Source organism: Providencia sp. PROV182 (genome assembly GCF_028480325.1).
GTDB classification, from domain to species: domain Bacteria; phylum Pseudomonadota; class Gammaproteobacteria; order Enterobacterales; family Enterobacteriaceae; genus Providencia; species Providencia hangzhouensis.
In genome coordinates this window covers 84952-101368 of record NZ_JAMPOL010000001.1, presented here as the reverse complement: position 1 = coordinate 101368, position 16417 = coordinate 84952, and the positions used below count along the sequence as shown (strand labels likewise).

Here is a 16417-nt window from a genome sequence, read left to right as displayed (position 1 = left end):
TAAACAGTATGGTCACCCACCTGCGCTACCGTGACAAAGTCTCTAACATGATTGGTTGGGGGCACTGGTTTGCACTATTCAATATACTGCTTAGCCTCGTGTTAAGTAGCAGCTATCTGTTTATTTTTGATTGGCCAGATACCTTAACTGGCCGAATTTATGCTTTCGTCAGTTGGTTAGGTCACTTTAGTTTTGTGGTCTTTGCGACTTACTTGCTAATTATTTTTCCACTGACCTTTATTGTTATGTCTCAGCGGTTGCTGAGGCTACTTTGTGTTGCCCTTGCAACGGCAGGAATAACACTATTAATCTTTGATATCCGTGTTTTTAGTCAATTCGGTTTGCATTTAACACCGCAAGTTTGGGACTTGGTCATCAACCCAACTAAGGGGGAAATGGCTCGTGAGTGGCAACTGATGTTTATCAGTATTCCCATTATCTTTCTTGTTGAAATGTTATTTGCGACTTGGAGTTGGCAAAAACTACGTAGTTTAAACCGTCAAACATTCGGCAAACCTCTGGCGGCTATTTTTATTGTGACTTTTATTATGTCACACCTGATGTATGCATGGGCCGATGCTAATTTTTATCGCCCTATCACCATGCAACGCTACAATTATCCATTGTCGCAACCCATGACAGCTCGCAAGCTACTTGATAGGTATGGCCTATTAGACTTAACCGAACATCAAAATCGTGTATTCCAACAAGGTAGCCCAACGGCACTTAAATTAAATTACCCATTGAAACCTTTAAGTTATTATGACCAAGGCGCTGATTACAACTTATTATTGTTGGTCATTGATGATCTAGGGAATAAATCTCAACAAGATTCTATGGGGGCGTTAAACGAATTTAAAGAAATCAGTACGCAGTTTACGAATCACTACACAGCTGGGCTACGTAACGATACTGCGCTATTTGGCCTATTCTATGGTATTTCATCGACTTATTTCGATAATATTCTCAATGGCCGCCATCCATCAGCGCTAATTGAAGCCTTACAACATCAAGGGTATCAGTTTGGTTTATTCTCAACAGATGGCTTTAATTCTCCATTATTCAGACAAGCTATTTTAGCTGATTACTCATTACCTGCAAAAACTGCAGATAATGACAACTTAACCGTTACACAGTGGAATAACTGGCTAGATAACCTTAAGAACGGCTCGCCTTGGTTCTCTTTCCTGAATATTAAAGGAACACCTGGAAGTGCAAAAACGAATGAACAAATCAATCGCGTAATGGCCGCATTACAGCGTGATAATCGCTTGCAAAATACCATTGTTATTGTGACGGCAAATTACAATAACCAAGGAAAAGCAGAAAACGAATGGTTAGATGGTAAACGCTTCAACCGTGATAATATGCAGGTACCACTGTTTATTTATTGGCCAAACACACCTGCACAGCAGATAGATAAGCTAACAAGCCATCAAGATGTGATGACAACACTGATGCAGCGTTTATTACATGTCAGTAATCCACCTGATGATTACAGCCAAGGTGAAGATTTATTTAGTGTTAAACGTACTTACCCATGGGTGATCACGGGTGACAACGACGATGTTGTCATTACCACAGATAATGCCACCCTCTACATGGATCAAAATGGCCAGTTTAATATCTACGATAAACAAGGTGCCATAGAACGAAATGAAAAACCTGATTTGGCTGAGTTGTTGAAAATCTTTACTGAATTAAAGCGTTTTAATGAAAATTAGTGCTTAAATATCAACCAGTCGCATCATAAGTCTATTGCTTTTAGAAGCAAATTGAGTAGTATTAATCAAAGTTCGGCATGTAGCGCAGCTTGGTAGCGCACCGTCATGGGGTGTCGGGGGTCGTAGGTTCAAATCCTATCATGCCGACCAACTTTTTCTAGAGAAACCAACCTGTTAAGGTTGGTTTTTTTATGCATGAAATTTTAGGTGGGCAAAAGTCGGGTAAAAATCCAACTTATTTTCTAACTTTAACCACTGCTAATTCATCAAAATTTGTCGTGTAGGCAGGTGACAACATTTCTCTTTTCATTTTATATCCGCTATTACTACTCTTACTAACAAACAATCATTACACATACCTGTCAATTACTACCCATGACTATATTTCTCATAATAACTAGTCATAAGCCATTGTGTGCATTATGCCAACAACAGTCTTTAACGATTCATTGAACCATAATAAATCGCCTTGTGATGTGTATTAAACTTTACCAAAACATAAGGTTTTAATTATGGCTTTTGAGCACTAATAATAAATATCATTGGTCTCTCTTTTTCCTCATCTAATGTTGGATTTTCTATAATTTGCTCGCACGATGGCCCCCACTCGTCCAGTTCAATTATTTCAAACCCAGCAGAAATTAATAAGTTAATCCAAGTGGATAATTTTCTGTGTTGCTTCACGACACCATCAGCAAACCAATGGCTAATTCTATTGCCTTCTTGCTGGTACTGATTAACCGGCCAGGCTTTATTACCATACTTATCTATACACCATTCTTGAATAAGTGGTGCGGTGTATATTGGATGTTCTGCAGAAAAAATTACCCTCCCACCTTGATTTAGAGCTTGATATAACTTAGTTAATAGAGAATAAATATCGACCACATAATGTAGAGCCAGCGAGCTATAGATCAAATCATACTGTTCAGTAGGTAAGCTCAACTTTTCCAAATCAGCACGTAAGTATGTTATAGCGGAATCATCTGTCATTGAAATCGCCTTTGTTAACATTTTTTCTGAGAGGTCAACGCCTGTTACCTGTGTTGCCCCTTGAGCACTTGCCCACCGACAAAACCAGCCATAACCACAACCTAAATCTATAATAGATTTCCCATTTAAATCTGGTAATAACCGTTGTATTGCATCCCACTCTGGTGCACCACTTAGCCCTTCGACTGAGCGAGGCAATGTTGCATAGCCTGCAAAAAAATCAGGGTCATCATAAATATTTTGAGACATGGTTTATTCCCCAATAATAAGAAAATTAGGCTAATCATATTCTATATTTCTTAAATTTGATAAGAATTACCACTGTATAGATTAACAACGACTCAATGATAGCAAAGAGCGAGCTTTATGGTAGATTTTTAGTTAACTGCCCATAAGATTAAAATTATTTTAATTCAATAGGTTAAAAAAAATAATTGTAATGAACTTATTTTAAGTTTTCATATTAACCTTTTATTTAAACCATCCTATACTGTAATATTTTTGAATTAATACATTTAGCATTGACAAATAACTGATTAATAATGAAAACTAACTTTAGAGTAGCAACACCAATTGATATAAATGCTATATTTTCCATAGATACCATTGCGACCGCAGAACGCTATAAAGACATTACCCAATGGAGCGAGCAAGGAATATGTTATGTACTGGAATCCAACAACGAAATATTGGCTTATGGCGTTCTACATTATCATTTCTATTCCCATGCCTTTATAGAGCTATTAATGGTAAATAAAAACCATCGTCGACAAGGCCTTGGCCTCATTTTAATTAATAAACTAAAAATGCAGAGCAAAACTCCCAAAATTTTTACTTCTACAAATCAATCGAATACTGCCACTCAACAGCTCTTTACAAAAGCTGGCTTTGTTCCTAGTGGCTACATAGAAAATTTAGATGATAATGATCCCGAACTTATCTATTGCTATATACCTGATTAATACCATCGATATGATGAACTATAATAGCGTTTTATCCATCACAACCGTTTGTAAGATGTGATTAAATTGCTGATAAGCTTCTTGAGCAATCTCTTCTGGATAACTTAGCACCCTAAGCTCATGCGGCTTATTTTCTGGGTAATAACTTGGATGAGCATGGGCGTATTCATTTTGTTGAAAACCACAATGCTGATAAAAAGACCAACGTTTTTGGCTGATTTCATCAATAATAGGGTCTATTTCTAGAATCACTTTGCCTACATCATGACAAAACTGTTTTAGTACCTTTTGCCCATAACCTTGCCCTCTTAATGCAGGGGAAATGGCAAAATGTTCAATATAATAATAACCTTCGATTTTCCAACAACCAATAAAACCAATAAAAATGTCATTTTCTTTGAAATTGAACAAATAATAATCGCTATGATTCAATATTGCCTTTCTTCCCTGATAACTTCTTTGTTCATATAACGGAAAAGCGGTGTCATATAACTGGTTAATCATAGCTATCGCTTGGCTATCTTCACTTTTAATTCTTAAAGCATGTAACATTTAATCGAAACTCACCTTCATCAAATATATTTTATAGAATACCTATTTTTAATTTTCTGACAATTATTTTATCAAGCGCTCATAAGATTAACTTTTTGTTTTATATTGATATTATTTTTTCACTTAATTTACTGATAAAAATATTTGCAGCTCTATATTGACTTTTTTGTCTAATAGTTCTAAAAATACTGTATATTAATACAGTCTTTACTAGAGGCTATCATGTTACGTATCGAAGTATTATTTGATAAAAACGCTCCGCAAAAACCCAGTTCAGTGGTTTTACAAGCTCTTGAAACTGAGATTTTACGCAAACTTCAGAACCAATATCCTGATATGGTAACTCGGGTTGGGTTTAGCTCACAACAACGCGTTAATATTTCAGGAACAAAAATAGCGGAGGATAAAACTCGTATTGAAGAAATACTGGAAGAAATATGGATGGATGATGGTTGGGTCCCAGAAGAAACAACAGAGGATTAACCAAATACTTAAAAGGAATGTTTTACCCTATGACATTCCTTTTTTACTAATACGTGAGGCTTTTTACACCTTCATAAACTGGCGCAATATTGACTCCCCCCTCCAACAACAAAAGTACTTTCATCAGCCAGAGAACAACTGCAAGGTAACACACTGATTATTAAAGCAGCTAGTTGTTTTAAATTTCTTATATCTAAATTTTACTCATTTTTAATTAATAGATTTTATGCCTAAGAAAGGTTTTAATTTGTTTCACTGGATTCAACTTTTCATTCTCTTCATTAGTTGTTCTAACCTGCGAAATACAGTTAGTAATATTTGCACAAGTAGAAATTTCATTTAGTTTTAGGGGTGATAAACTAACTGTGGACGTATTATTAAAATCTTTTCCAATAAAGATTAAAGCAAGCGCGATTGCGACTATAAACAATGGCACCTCATAAAATGCGTGTTTCATTATCAATGCTCTTATTGCTTGAATGATAAAACGATAATAAACAGTCTATTTTTTTGTACCTTAAAGATGGGTTAAACCAACCTTAAGATATGCTTAAATACGCTTCAAACTTGAACTGTTCATATTGTCTGACGCTCACTGCCTGCTTATACTGGCTAGTAGAGGTGATAATATGAATATCCTATTAGTCGAAGATGATCTTCAATTGGGAAAAGCACTATGTCGTGGGCTGGAGCTTGCAGGTTTTAATCCTTGTTGGGTAAGGCTACTTGCTGATGCAAAGTTACAACTCGCATCTCGCAATTTTGACCTAATGCTCTTAGATTTGGGCTTACCTGATGGCGATGGTCATGACGAGCTCATAGCTTGGCGTAATATGGGCGAAACTATTCCAATAATCATTCTCACGGCAAGAAACCAAATGGATAACTTAGTTTCTAGTTTAGATTCAGGTGCTGATGACTTTTTAACAAAACCATTTGCTATGCCTGAACTTATTTCCCGAGTGAAAGCCGTTAGTCGCCGTATGGCTGGGTTTTCATCTGAAATATGGCAATTGGGTAACCTGCAATTAAATCCACTTAATCATCAAGTAACCCTTAATGAGCAATTGCTACTGCTATCCGGGAAAGAATACCTATTACTCTATGAATTAATAAAAAATGCAGATAATGTTGTCAGAAAAACGGATTTAGAGCAGCGTCTATTCGGATTGGATGATGTAGAAAGTAACTCTTTAGAGGTTCATATTCATAATTTACGCCGAAAGATAGGTAAAGACCGTATAATTACTATCCGTGGCATTGGTTATCTATTAAAAAAAGAAGTGCCACTAAGTGAAAGTTAAATCATTTTTTATTTATACATTCGGGCTACAAATCAGTTCTGTTATTTTTCTTTGGTTATTATTAGTTGGCTGGCTCCAGTTTTTTTATTGGCCATCAATTCATGATGAGTTAAATGCACAACAGAATATCGTCACTCAAGGGTTTGCTAAAACACTTGATGTGGTTGCTGATAAACCTGAATATTTCAATAAAATAGCCGATAACCTACAAGAACTTTATTCTAGCGCAATGGAAAGTGGCGATAATATTAGTTATCGGCCTTTTATGGTTGTCAGAGATAAACAAGGGAATGTCTATTACCGGAACAGTGACAAATTACATGTTCCCTCCCTTAAATCCGTTTCTGAGCTCGCGGCATTACATAAAGACTGGCACTTTACTTCTGCATGGAATGATCAAAAAACCTTTGAGGTTGTCATTGCTGAATCTTATAGTGATCGTAAATCCTTATTAGGTAATCCAGCCGAAGGGACAGCCATCCCCCTCGCTTTCATTTTAGGTATTATGTTGCTAGCAATTTTAATTACCGCTTATTTTAGTTTGCGGCCTTTAAGACAATCAGCAAAACTCATTTCCAGCCGTCAGCCGGGTAATTTAACCCCTATAGAAACAAAAGAGCAATATAAAGAAATTCGGCCTATTATTGCTGCAATAAATAACCTTATGTCTCGTGTTGATGCTGCGAATCAACGTGAAAAGCGCTTCATGGCAGACGCCGCACATGAATTACGGACGCCGATTGCGGCTGTTATTGCTCAATTGCATTTGTTAATGCAAATTGATAATCCAAAAGAAAAAGGCGAAATTATTAATGATATGCAAGAAACTTTAAATCGTGCGGCCTCTCTATCACATCAATTAATTGACTTAGCTCGTTTAGAAACTGAAGATTTCTTGCTAAATAAAGAACAAGTTGACCTGCCTGCATTAATCAGCCATTTAATATCTTCACACATACCTTACGCCATTAACAAAGATATTGATGTCGAACTCCAAAGCCCAAAATCTTTTTATATCCTCACAGATAAACTCGCATTAAGTAATATTTTTACTAATCTGCTTGAAAATGCGATTAAATATTGCCCTGAAAAAGGGAAAATCAAGGTCATTTTAAAAGACCTTACCCCATTTGGTGGGACTATTTCTGTTCAAGATAACGGCCGAGGAATTCCAGAAGACAGTCGCCAGCTTATATTTTCTCGCTTTTATCGAGTACCTGGAACAATGGAAACCGGAAGCGGTTTAGGTTTATCTATCGCCCAGAATTTAGCCCATAAAATCGGTGCTGTAATTAGAGTTACTGATGGATTAGACAATCAAGGTATTGGTTTTATTATTGACTTACCCTAAATCGAATAATGTTATTGAGTTAACAGCATTCACGCTTTTTTCCAGATAGTATACGCCGTTATACGTTAATATACTTACACCTAAAAGAGGCAATAATGTCCAAGGCATTAGTAATTATTGATCTCATTGAAGAGATAATTGGTAAAAATGGCTTATCTAATTCAAGTTACCAGCAAACTTGCTCGCGAAAAATCGTTGAAAAAGCTAATCAAGCGGCACAATATGCAAGAAACCATCATATTCCCGTGATTTGGGTTAAGGTTGGGTTTTCAGACAATTATCACGATGTTCCTGCTGGCTCCCCTATGTTTCAGCAAGCTAAAAAACTTGGAGCCTTAAAATTAAGTGGCACTGGGTGTCATTGGGCTCATGACCTTGAAGTGGCATTTCGTGACCCAGTAATGATTAAAAAAGGGGTTTCTGCATTTGCAGGAAATCATTTCCATAAATGGCTTACCGATAATGATATTACCGAGTTGTTTATTGGCGGAGTTAGTACCGTAAAGGCCATTCAAAGCACGGCTAGACAGGCTCATGATTTAGGGTATTTTGTTACAGTACTTGAGGATTTATGTGCCGCTCCAACGCCAGAACTCCACCAGCAAAGTATCCAGGCATTGGATGGCATGGTAACCATTTCTTCAGTTAAAGAATTTATGCAATTAAAATAACATTTAGATATCTCATGTGATTATTTTAATTTTTGCAAGTATATCTCTCGTAGCCGGATAGCTAGTTTCCCCGGCTTACCTTCCCCAATGAATTGGTTATTCGCCATAATAACTGGCCAAACTAATGTTGTCGCCGAGGTAATAAAGACTTCCTTGGCTTCTAACATTTCATCAATACTAAATGGCTTTTCAACAATGTCTATTTGTTGTTCTCTAGCAAGTTGTAATATCGCTTGGCGAGTAATACCTGACAATATTTCATTATTTAACCCCCGTGTTTGTATTTGGTTTTGTTGATTAATAATAAAACAATTACTGGAACTTCCTTCAGTAATATAGCCGTTTTTAACAAATATAGCGTCGTCTGCACCTTGCTGTTTAGCGTATTCTTTTGCCATCGAAGCTGCTAATAAAGCAACTGTTTTAATATCACAACGCTGCCAACGAATATCATCTACAGTGACAACTTTTATTCCATATTTTGATTTTTCATTTTCAACAATCTGTGTCTTTTGTGCAAATAAGACTAATGTTGGCTTCGTCTGTTTATCCGGATATAAAAAACTACGTTGGTGTGCATTACCACGGGTCAACTGAAGATATACAAGCCCTTCCTCGATATTATTTTTCTGAACTAATTGAAGATGAATTTGTTTTAATTCAGCTAAATCATAAGGTAGTGATAACTGTAATTCAGCACAAGAAAGCTGTAAACGAGCCATATGACGATCAAAGTCAACGAGCTTACCGTTAATTATTGCTGTCACTTCATATACTGCATCCGCAAATAGAAACCCACGGTCAAAAATAGATACTGATGCGTCTTCCTCAGGTAAAAACTGGCCGTTCACATAAGCAATCATGAGTTATATTCCTTTATCAATCAAATCATTACCTAACCTCTAATTAACCATACGCCATATTATAAAAATTACCTTTCAATTCTTCACACTTTTTGTGCCCACTTATGGATTTTTGCATGTCTTGTGGTAACAACTTGCAGTCAAAAACAAGTGCCAGATATTCTTTTAAAAAATAATTTAATATTTAAAATTATTTTTAATATTAACTTGACATTAACATGTTAATGGCTAAAATGCTCTCACGTGATCTGGATCACATTTTAATTTGGAGTTATCGATGAACAGCATCAAAGAATTTATCAGTAGTGTGCAAGAAGTTGTTGAATTACTGTCTAAACGTTTTATGTAAGCAAGTTAATCATTTTCTAGTCAATCAGACCTTTTAGTTACCTAATCATTAGCGTTAATTGCATTTATTTTGCACAACGACCTTGAAATCAAGGTCGTTTTTTTTATTCGAAAACATTTTCAATAATTTCTGCGACTATCGCTGTTCCTATCGCAACCAAGACAAGATCTTGGCCACTGATTTTCCATTCATACCCAACATAAACGGGTAATTGAGCTAAAAAAGCTGAAGGTAACGCTTTTTTGGCAATACCTGGAGGAAGCGGTTTACCCCGACCAACTTGCTTTGCAATGCCTGGCGGCAACCCTTGATAACCCGTCAAACCATATTCAATGGCCAAAGGCCTTACATTACCAAAACTCACATTAAAACTAATATTAGAACCTCGTTTCTTATCGTAATATTCGCTTGCTTTGGCATATTTTAGCTGTTGATTACCATCCCCTTTATTCGATTTATCTTTATTCTGATTTCCTTTGTTTCCATGAATTTGTTGATTTCCTTTACCATTCCCTTGGCCTTGATTGCCATTAGGAGATGAATTAGCGAGAAATGGAGTGCAGGCAATAACGGGTAATAAGATATACTGCAAAAGAACAGAATAAGTCGGCTTTTTAAATACGCTCATAATAAATTCCTGCAAAGTTAATATAACATTAGGAAGTTTGTAGAACATTATGCTTAGTTATGAAGACTCGCAATCAGAAAATCCTTATCACATGTAATGTTATGTAAATGTTACATAACTAATCAAATTAACGAACCCGCTCCTTTATAATGACTTTATTGTCATTAATATTGCATTCATATACTGCACAATACTTAGAACTAACAATAAGAATTAAGACGGAGTTTAATATTGTTCGCCATGAATTTTCATTGTGAATATGATAAGGTCTTTAAACTATCGAATATTTTTATAAACCGAATATTTTTATAAACCATTGTTCCTAACACCCTCAAGAAGGAGAAACCATGCAGCAGCAACTGCTAGACTGGGTACGTCAGTTCAACCAAGATTACGCTAACCTCGCCTCTTTACTTATGGTGCTCGGTTTAATTCTAATCGTCGCCTGCGTATTACACTTAATTCTGCATAAAATATTACTTCCTCAACTCGAAAAGCACGGGCAAAAAAGTGCAGGAACTTGGATTCATTTAATAACTCAACATAATCTTTTTAATCGCTTTGCATTTGTTATACAAGGTGTTGTTGTCAATATCCAAGCTACGCTATGGTTACATTCAGGCTCGACTGCACAAGCCGTTCTAAAGGTCGGCTCACAGGCTTGGTGCCTATTATTTGGCTTACTAACCCTTTACTCTGTTCTTGATATTATACTGGGTGTACTCCAACGTGCGGCTAAAACCGCGCATTTACCTCTTAGAGGAATATTTCAAAGTCTTAAACTGATTGCCACAATTCTAATTGGCATCATGATCATTGCGCTATTAATAGGCAAATCGCCTCTGATTATTCTCAGCGGTCTTGGTGCAATGACAGCGGTCATGATGCTAGTGTTCAAAGACCCTATCATGGGGTTAGTTGCTGGTATACAACTTTCAGCCAACAACATGGTTAACATTGGCGATTGGTTAGAAATGCCTAAATACGGTGCTGATGGCGCGGTGGTCGATATTGGTTTAACTACGGTAAAAGTCCGTAATTGGGATAACACAGTAACCACTATTCCTACCTATGCACTTATTTCTGATTCCTTCAAAAACTGGAAAGGAATGACAGAATCTGGTGGGCGCCGAATTAAGCGTAGTGTCCGCTTAGATGCTAGCAGTGTGCATTTTTTAACATCTGAAGAAATAGCCTACTGCATTAAAGCAAATTTACTTGAGCCCTATATCGAGCAAAAAATATCTGAGATTCAAGTCTTTAATTCTAGCCTACCTGATGATAAAGCAATCCCTTTAAATCAACGTCGTCTGACAAATATAGGGACTTTCCGGGCTTACATTGAAGCTTATTTAAAATCACACCCTAATATTCACAAAAATATGACGATTATGGTCAGACAGCTAGAATCTGACTCAAATGGTATCCCAATCGAAATATATGCGTTTACGAATACAACCGTATGGGTGGAGTATGAAAGAATACAGTCAGACATTTTTGACCATATCTTTTCCATCCTTCCGCAATTTAATCTGATGGTACATCAATCACCTACCGGAAATGATGTTAGGATGATAGGCTATTCCCCAGAAAAATAATTAATACTAAGTGATTAGTTAAATTTTCTTATCCATCTACACCTAAAGTAGTATTTCAAAGAGGGAGATATCCCTCTTTTTCCTTACTTTTGACCCAATCGTTATATAATAATTAATACTTCGATAGTTAATAGAAATAGAACTAATCTATGTTATAGCGAACAAAAAATCCTTATAAATTAAATAAATACATTTATCTTATCAGGGATAACATTGATGTAAGTCATGTAACTCAACAGAAACTTTTTTTAACATATAAAACAAGAAAATAATGTTGTTATTTACATATAGGCAATGTCAATGCATAAAAATAAAATAAATACTCAATTTGGAGAACTGAGCAGGAGGGAGTTTATACAAACCTCTGCAACCGTTGCGGGTATCGCTGCTGTTGCTGGCTCAATCACTCTTCCTTTTGCTGCTCAAGCAAAAACACCAGCGATCATGCCTGACGAAGTCAGCGAAAAAATCAGCTATAGCGCATGCTTAGTAAACTGTGGTAGCCGCTGTCCATTAAAAGTTCATGTGAAAGACGGTGTTATCAGCCGCATTTCCAATGAAACAATGTATGACGACTCAACGTTAGGTGAACACCAAATCCGCCCATGTTTGCGTGGCCGTTCAGTGCGCTGGAAAACCTATAACCCAGACCGTTTAAAATACCCAATGGTACGAGTTGGTAAACGCGGTGAAGGTAAATTTAAAAAGATCTCATGGGATGAGGCAACAACCATTATCGCCGAAAAACTGCAGTATACTATTGATAAATATGGAAGTGATGCCATTTACTATCAATATGGCTCGGGTTCAACAGGCGCAAACTTACACGGTCGTGCTGCTTGTAAACGTTTATTAAGCTTAACCGGTGGTTTCTTGGGCGATTATGGCACATATTCATATGCGCAATTAATGGAAATCACGCCTTACGTATATGGCAGTATTGAAGAATCATATTTATCTGAAATCCAAAACTCAGATTTAGTCGTCATGTTTGGTCACAACCTTGCTGAAACGCGTATGTCTGGGGGCGGTCAATTTTACGAAACCCTCAATGCGTTAGATAAAAGCAAAGCAAAAGTTATCATTATTGACCCGCGTCGCACTGATAGCGTCACAACGCTTGGCGCAGAATGGATACCTATTTACCCAGGTACTGACGCTGCATTAGTTGCTGCTCTCGGTTATGTCATGATCGAAGAAGGCCTGACTGACGAAGAATTCCTAAACAACTATTGTGTTGGTTGGGATGAGTCTACCTTACCTGCTTCTGCACCACGCAATGCATCATATAAAGATTATATTTTAGGTAATGGCCCTGATGGCATCGCAAAAACCCCTGAGTGGGCGAGCAAATTAACGGGTATCTCAGTCGCACGTATTAAACAACTTGCACGTGAAATCGGTAATGCAAATAGAGCATGGATCTCACAAGGCTGGGGCTTACAGCGCACAGAAAATGGCGAGCAAGCCTGTCGTTCTATTATGATGTTACCGTTGATGTCTGGGAACATTGGTCGTGCAGGAACTAACACTGGGCTGTGGGGTAACAGCTACGCTTATCCTGTTGCAGGTTTTGCTTTACCTAACCCAGTAAAAGCCTTGATTCCGACTTATATGTGGTCAGAAGCAATTGTTCGCGGGAAAGAATTGACCGCAGAGAATGGTGGCATTAAAGGTGTTGATAAACTAAACAACGACATCAAGTTTATGTGGTGCTACTCCAGTAATGTCATTGGTAACCAACATGGCGATTTAAATAAAACCCATGAAATACTTGCAGATGAATCCAAATGTGAATTCATTCTAGTATGGGATAACCATGATACCCCATCCGCAAAATATGCAGACTTATTGTTACCGGATGTCACAACTGTAGAAACTAACGATTTAATCAATAACTCCTATGCAAGTGGTGCGTATCATTATTTAGTTCGCCTACAAAATGCCATTGAGCCACTGTGGGAAAATCGCCCTAATTACGATGTGTTAGCAGAAATTGCTGAAAAAATGGGTGTAAAAGAACAATTCACCGAAGGCCGTACCTACGCTGAATGGATTGAGTTCTGTTATAACAAAACACGTGAAAAAATGCCTCATTTACCTGAATTCAGCGAAACCGACGGTGCGGGTATTATCGACCGTAAGTTCCTGAACAGTTCAGAAAATATTGCATTGAAGAAATTCCGTGACGACCCAATCAATAACCCATTGAAAACGCCGTCAGGTAAAGTGGAAATCTATTCAGAACAACTAGCTGAACGTGTTAAAAATTGGGAATTACCAGAAGGCCAACGTATTCCTGCCATTCCTGAGTATTGCGTCAATAAAGAAGGTGTTGAAGCCCAAGCAAGCCAACAAAAGCATCCGCTATTAATGACCGGCTTTCATGATAAAGGCCATGTGCATTCATCATATTACAATGTTGCTATGCTACGTGAAGCCATTCCACATCAGTTTTGGCTCAACCCAGTCGATGCCCAGCAACGCGGCTTGAATAATGGTGATATGGCTGAAATATTTAATGATCGTGGTCGTATTCAAATTAAAGTGAAAGTGACAGAGCGTGTATTACCCGGTGTTATCGCCGTTCCACAAGGTGCATGGCGTACTCTTAATAATGATGGGCTAGATATCGGTGGTTGTATCAATACACTGACTTCGCATGTTCCTTCGCCATTGGCTAAAGGTACCCCACAACATACTAACCTTGTTGAAGTTAAACGCGCTTAAGGAGTTGAATGATGAAACAATATGGCTTTTACTTTGACTCCACAAAATGCACTGGCTGTAAAACATGCCAAGTCAGTTGTAAGGATGAAAAAGATTTAGATTTAGGCCCAAAATTCCGTCGTGTCTACGAGTTCGGTGGCGGTAGTTGGCAAAAACAAGATGGTATTTGGCAGCAAAATGTCTTTAGTTACTATCTTTCTATTTCATGTAACCACTGTTCAAACCCGACATGTGTCGCGGGTTGTCCAACCGGTGCAATGCATAAACGAGAAGAAGATGGTTTAGTCGTGGTTGACCAATCTATTTGTGTTGGTTGCCGTTATTGTGAGTTGCGCTGCCCGTATGGCGCCCCACAATTTGATGAGAAGAAGAAACTAATGAGTAAATGCGACGGCTGCTATGAGCGCGTCGCAAAAGGGATGAAACCGGTTTGTGTTGAATCTTGCCCGCAGCGTGCTTTAGATTTTGATGACATTAATGTTCTTCGTGAGTTACACGGCACAGAGTGTGGCATTGCTCCAATGCCAGACCCAAGCCTGACGAACCCGAATATTGTCATCAAACCACATAAAGATGCGAAGCCATTTGGCGATAAAAGTGGCGAATTAAAAAACCCTGCGGAGGTGTAAGATGCATGAATTACCACTCGTTTTTTTCACCGTCTTAGGACAGTCCGCTGCTGGGCTTTTCTTACTCGCTTATATTAGCCGTAGAATGGGTTCTATTGACGATAGTCAGCTAAAAACTGCCAATATCGTGGCCTTTATCATTATGATAATTGGTTTAGGGATCGGTGGGTTACACGTTGGCCAGCCACTACGCTTCTTTAATATGTTATTAGGTGTAGGCCGTTCGCCAATGAGTAATGAAGCGTTCTTGAGTGGCGTATTTGTTGGATGCGCTGCTGCAACGTTATTTTTTACTTTGTTTTTCAAACATACGTTATTACGTGAGCTGGCTAATATTGCCGCGGTAGTTTCTGGACTTGCATTTGTTTGGTCAATACCTCAAGTGTACAACATCGCCACTATTGCTAACTGGGACACCGGTTATACCACACTGCAAATGTGGATGACGATGTTAGTCGGTGGCGGTGCACTCGCCATTGCAATCGGTGCTCGTGGCTTAGGTATTGCTTCGTTCTTAATTGGTACTTTTGCTATTTTTGCAAGCCGTGCGGGTTATCAAGCCTTTTTAGCAGAAACAGGTCCCGCTCTTAGCGGTGAACAAACAGGCTTCTGGGGCTTCCAAGTTGTTGTTTTAGCTATTGCTTTAGCTGCTTTCGTTGGTATGGCGTTAAAGCACCGCGCACCAAAAGCGACATTAGCAACTTGTGCCGCCGCAGTATTATTAGCTGAACTGGCTGGCCGCATTGCATTCTATAATTTGTGGCAAATAACCATGTAAGGCATTGTTATTACTATGTTATAGTGTTTCATAAAAGAACCCCATTTGGGGTTCTTTGTTTAGATATCTTCAACACCACCTGCATTGATACAGTAGCAGGAAATTAAATAATGATGTCATGCTTTAGCGCGAAATAAGACGGATAAAATAATATGATTGACACGACAATGATCCGCATCCTTGGTGCGTTTTTCTACTACCCTCCGCAATCGGACACTTTACGTAACGTTTACTCTGTCTTGGGTGAACTACCACAGTTATGTACATGGGATGATCCAGAGAGAATTCAGGCTATTTGTACTTCGTTGTCACAAACACAACCTGATGATATCTCTTATGATTATTCCATCTTATTCGAAGGACAAGGCAGTATGCCTGCTCCGCCTTGGGGCTCTGTGTACTTAGAGCATGATAATACTGTTATGGGTGAGTCAACTGCGGCTTATCGCGACTTTTTGCAAGCGAAAGGTTTAGTCACTGATACTGGAATCCGTGAACCTGAAGACCAATTTGGCTTAATGATGATGGCAGTTTCTGCGTTAGCAGAGCAAGAGGACGACAGCGCTGTTATTGCTCTATTTGAGCAACATTTGTTACCTTGGGCGTATCGCTATTTAGAGCTAGTGCAGCAAAGCAAAACAGAGTCCACTTTTTACCCTAGCCTTGCACAGATCACTGAAATTTACCTCAAATCACTACAATTGAAATTAGAATTATCGCCAGTCAGGGCTGAATTATTTCGCTAAATAAAAACTAAACCAAATGAGCTAGTTAAACAAAATATGGGCTCATTTGGTTTTAG

The 16417-nt window shown here is 38.0% G+C and carries 16 protein-coding genes and 1 tRNA gene; 12 read left to right on the top strand and 5 right to left on the bottom strand.

Annotated features, from left to right (window positions below; translation table 11 throughout):
• Positions 1-8 precede the first annotated feature (8 nt).
• Together yejM and PR834_RS00480 are read left to right on the top strand one after the other, a co-directional pair.
• Positions 9-1724, top strand: coding sequence for an LPS biosynthesis-modulating metalloenzyme YejM (gene yejM, locus PR834_RS00485; protein ID WP_110591854.1), 1716 nt, complete (start codon positions 9-11; stop codon positions 1722-1724).
• A gap of 73 nt (positions 1725-1797) precedes the next feature.
• Positions 1798-1874, top strand: a tRNA-Pro gene (locus tag PR834_RS00480).
• A gap of 85 nt (positions 1875-1959) precedes the next feature.
• Here PR834_RS00480 and PR834_RS00475 read toward each other — a convergent pair.
• On the bottom strand, positions 1960-2070 hold the full coding sequence (locus PR834_RS00475) for a DUF4113 domain-containing protein (protein WP_226616964.1): 111 nt from the start codon (positions 2068-2070) through the stop codon (positions 1960-1962).
• A gap of 164 nt (positions 2071-2234) precedes the next feature.
• Positions 2235-2966 carry a class I SAM-dependent methyltransferase gene (locus tag PR834_RS00470; RefSeq protein WP_096864892.1) on the bottom strand — a complete coding sequence of 244 codons (732 nt, stop codon included), beginning with the start codon at positions 2964-2966 and terminating at the stop codon, positions 2235-2237.
• A gap of 293 nt (positions 2967-3259) precedes the next feature.
• Here PR834_RS00470 and PR834_RS00465 point away from each other — a divergent pair, with 293 nt between their 5' ends.
• On the top strand, positions 3260-3679 hold the full coding sequence (locus PR834_RS00465) for a GNAT family N-acetyltransferase (protein WP_196725009.1): 420 nt from the start codon (positions 3260-3262) through the stop codon (positions 3677-3679).
• An 18-nt stretch (positions 3680-3697) separates the two neighbouring features.
• Here PR834_RS00465 and PR834_RS00460 read toward each other — a convergent pair whose 3' ends face one another.
• Positions 3698-4231, bottom strand: coding sequence for a GNAT family N-acetyltransferase (locus tag PR834_RS00460; RefSeq protein ID WP_164455532.1), 534 nt, complete (start codon positions 4229-4231; stop codon positions 3698-3700).
• Positions 4232-4453: 222 nt separating this feature from the next.
• Between PR834_RS00460 and PR834_RS00455 the strand changes: the two genes are divergently transcribed.
• The 4 genes from PR834_RS00455 to PR834_RS00440 all read left to right on the top strand — a co-directional run bounded on the left by PR834_RS00455 (position 4454) and on the right by PR834_RS00440 (position 8040).
• A complete protein-coding gene (locus PR834_RS00455; protein WP_004260032.1) occupies positions 4454-4714 on the top strand; it encodes a DinI-like family protein in 261 nt (86 codons plus the stop codon).
• Positions 4715-5343: 629 nt separating this feature from the next.
• Positions 5344-6018, top strand: a complete 675-nt coding sequence (locus tag PR834_RS00450) for a response regulator (RefSeq protein WP_004260024.1) — start codon at positions 5344-5346, stop codon at positions 6016-6018.
• The gene (locus PR834_RS00445; protein ID WP_004260020.1) at positions 6008-7369 is read left to right on the top strand and encodes a sensor histidine kinase; all 1362 of its coding nucleotides are present in this window, start codon (positions 6008-6010) and stop codon (positions 7367-7369) included. The genes PR834_RS00450 and PR834_RS00445 overlap by 11 nt, the downstream gene beginning before the upstream one ends.
• 95 nt (positions 7370-7464) lie before the next feature.
• The gene (locus PR834_RS00440; protein ID WP_004260017.1) at positions 7465-8040 is read left to right on the top strand and encodes a cysteine hydrolase family protein; all 576 of its coding nucleotides are present in this window, start codon (positions 7465-7467) and stop codon (positions 8038-8040) included.
• 20 nt (positions 8041-8060) lie between these two features.
• Here PR834_RS00440 and PR834_RS00435 read toward each other — a convergent pair whose 3' ends face one another.
• On the bottom strand, positions 8061-8903 hold the full coding sequence (locus tag PR834_RS00435; RefSeq protein ID WP_272536306.1) for a D-amino-acid transaminase: 843 nt from the start codon (positions 8901-8903) through the stop codon (positions 8061-8063).
• Positions 8904-9355: 452 nt separating this feature from the next.
• A complete protein-coding gene (locus PR834_RS00430; RefSeq protein WP_165119703.1) occupies positions 9356-9880 on the bottom strand; it encodes an anti-virulence regulator CigR family protein in 525 nt (174 codons plus the stop codon).
• 347 nt (positions 9881-10227) lie between these two features.
• Between PR834_RS00430 and PR834_RS00425 the strand changes: the two genes are divergently transcribed.
• The 5 genes from PR834_RS00425 to PR834_RS00405 all read left to right on the top strand — a co-directional run bounded on the left by PR834_RS00425 (position 10228) and on the right by PR834_RS00405 (position 16361).
• Positions 10228-11478 carry a mechanosensitive ion channel family protein gene (locus PR834_RS00425; protein ID WP_004260006.1) on the top strand — a complete coding sequence of 417 codons (1251 nt, stop codon included), beginning with the start codon at positions 10228-10230 and terminating at the stop codon, positions 11476-11478.
• 300 nt (positions 11479-11778) lie between these two features.
• Positions 11779-14208, top strand: a complete 2430-nt coding sequence (locus tag PR834_RS00420) for a DMSO/selenate family reductase complex A subunit (protein WP_272536305.1) — start codon at positions 11779-11781, stop codon at positions 14206-14208.
• Between the two features lie 11 nt (positions 14209-14219).
• Entirely contained in the window at positions 14220-14837 is a 618-nt protein-coding gene (locus PR834_RS00415) for a DMSO/selenate family reductase complex B subunit (protein WP_036958092.1), read from the top strand.
• A 1-nt stretch (position 14838) separates the two neighbouring features.
• Complete coding sequence (locus tag PR834_RS00410; protein ID WP_172767053.1) at positions 14839-15615, top strand: dimethyl sulfoxide reductase anchor subunit family protein; 777 nt, start codon at positions 14839-14841, stop codon at positions 15613-15615.
• 152 nt (positions 15616-15767) lie between these two features.
• The gene (locus PR834_RS00405; protein WP_272536304.1) at positions 15768-16361 is read left to right on the top strand and encodes a TorD/DmsD family molecular chaperone; all 594 of its coding nucleotides are present in this window, start codon (positions 15768-15770) and stop codon (positions 16359-16361) included.
• Positions 16362-16417 lie beyond the last annotated feature (56 nt).

Bases quoted from the DNA above. Each gene is read 5' to 3' on its own strand.
- PR834_RS00455 (WP_004260032.1), top strand. From the start codon at position 4,454: ATGTTACGTATCGAAGTATTATTTGATAAAAACGCTCCGCAAAAACCC.
- PR834_RS00450 (WP_004260024.1), top strand. From the start codon at position 5,344: ATGAATATCCTATTAGTCGAAGATGATCTTCAATTGGGAAAAGCACTA.
- PR834_RS00460 (WP_164455532.1), bottom strand. From the start codon at position 4,231: ATGTTACATGCTTTAAGAATTAAAAGTGAAGATAGCCAAGCGATAGCT.
- PR834_RS00410 (WP_172767053.1), top strand. From the start codon at position 14,839: ATGCATGAATTACCACTCGTTTTTTTCACCGTCTTAGGACAGTCCGCT.
- PR834_RS00440 (WP_004260017.1), top strand. From the start codon at position 7,465: ATGTCCAAGGCATTAGTAATTATTGATCTCATTGAAGAGATAATTGGT.
- yejM (WP_110591854.1), top strand. From the start codon at position 9: ATGGTCACCCACCTGCGCTACCGTGACAAAGTCTCTAACATGATTGGT.
- PR834_RS00420 (WP_272536305.1), top strand. From the start codon at position 11,779: ATGCATAAAAATAAAATAAATACTCAATTTGGAGAACTGAGCAGGAGG.
- PR834_RS00465 (WP_196725009.1), top strand. From the start codon at position 3,260: ATGAAAACTAACTTTAGAGTAGCAACACCAATTGATATAAATGCTATA.
- PR834_RS00415 (WP_036958092.1), top strand. From the start codon at position 14,220: ATGAAACAATATGGCTTTTACTTTGACTCCACAAAATGCACTGGCTGT.
- PR834_RS00470 (WP_096864892.1), bottom strand. From the start codon at position 2,966: ATGTCTCAAAATATTTATGATGACCCTGATTTTTTTGCAGGCTATGCA.
- PR834_RS00430 (WP_165119703.1), bottom strand. From the start codon at position 9,880: ATGAGCGTATTTAAAAAGCCGACTTATTCTGTTCTTTTGCAGTATATC.
- PR834_RS00425 (WP_004260006.1), top strand. From the start codon at position 10,228: ATGCAGCAGCAACTGCTAGACTGGGTACGTCAGTTCAACCAAGATTAC.
- PR834_RS00405 (WP_272536304.1), top strand. From the start codon at position 15,768: ATGATTGACACGACAATGATCCGCATCCTTGGTGCGTTTTTCTACTAC.
- PR834_RS00435 (WP_272536306.1), bottom strand. From the start codon at position 8,903: ATGATTGCTTATGTGAACGGCCAGTTTTTACCTGAGGAAGACGCATCA.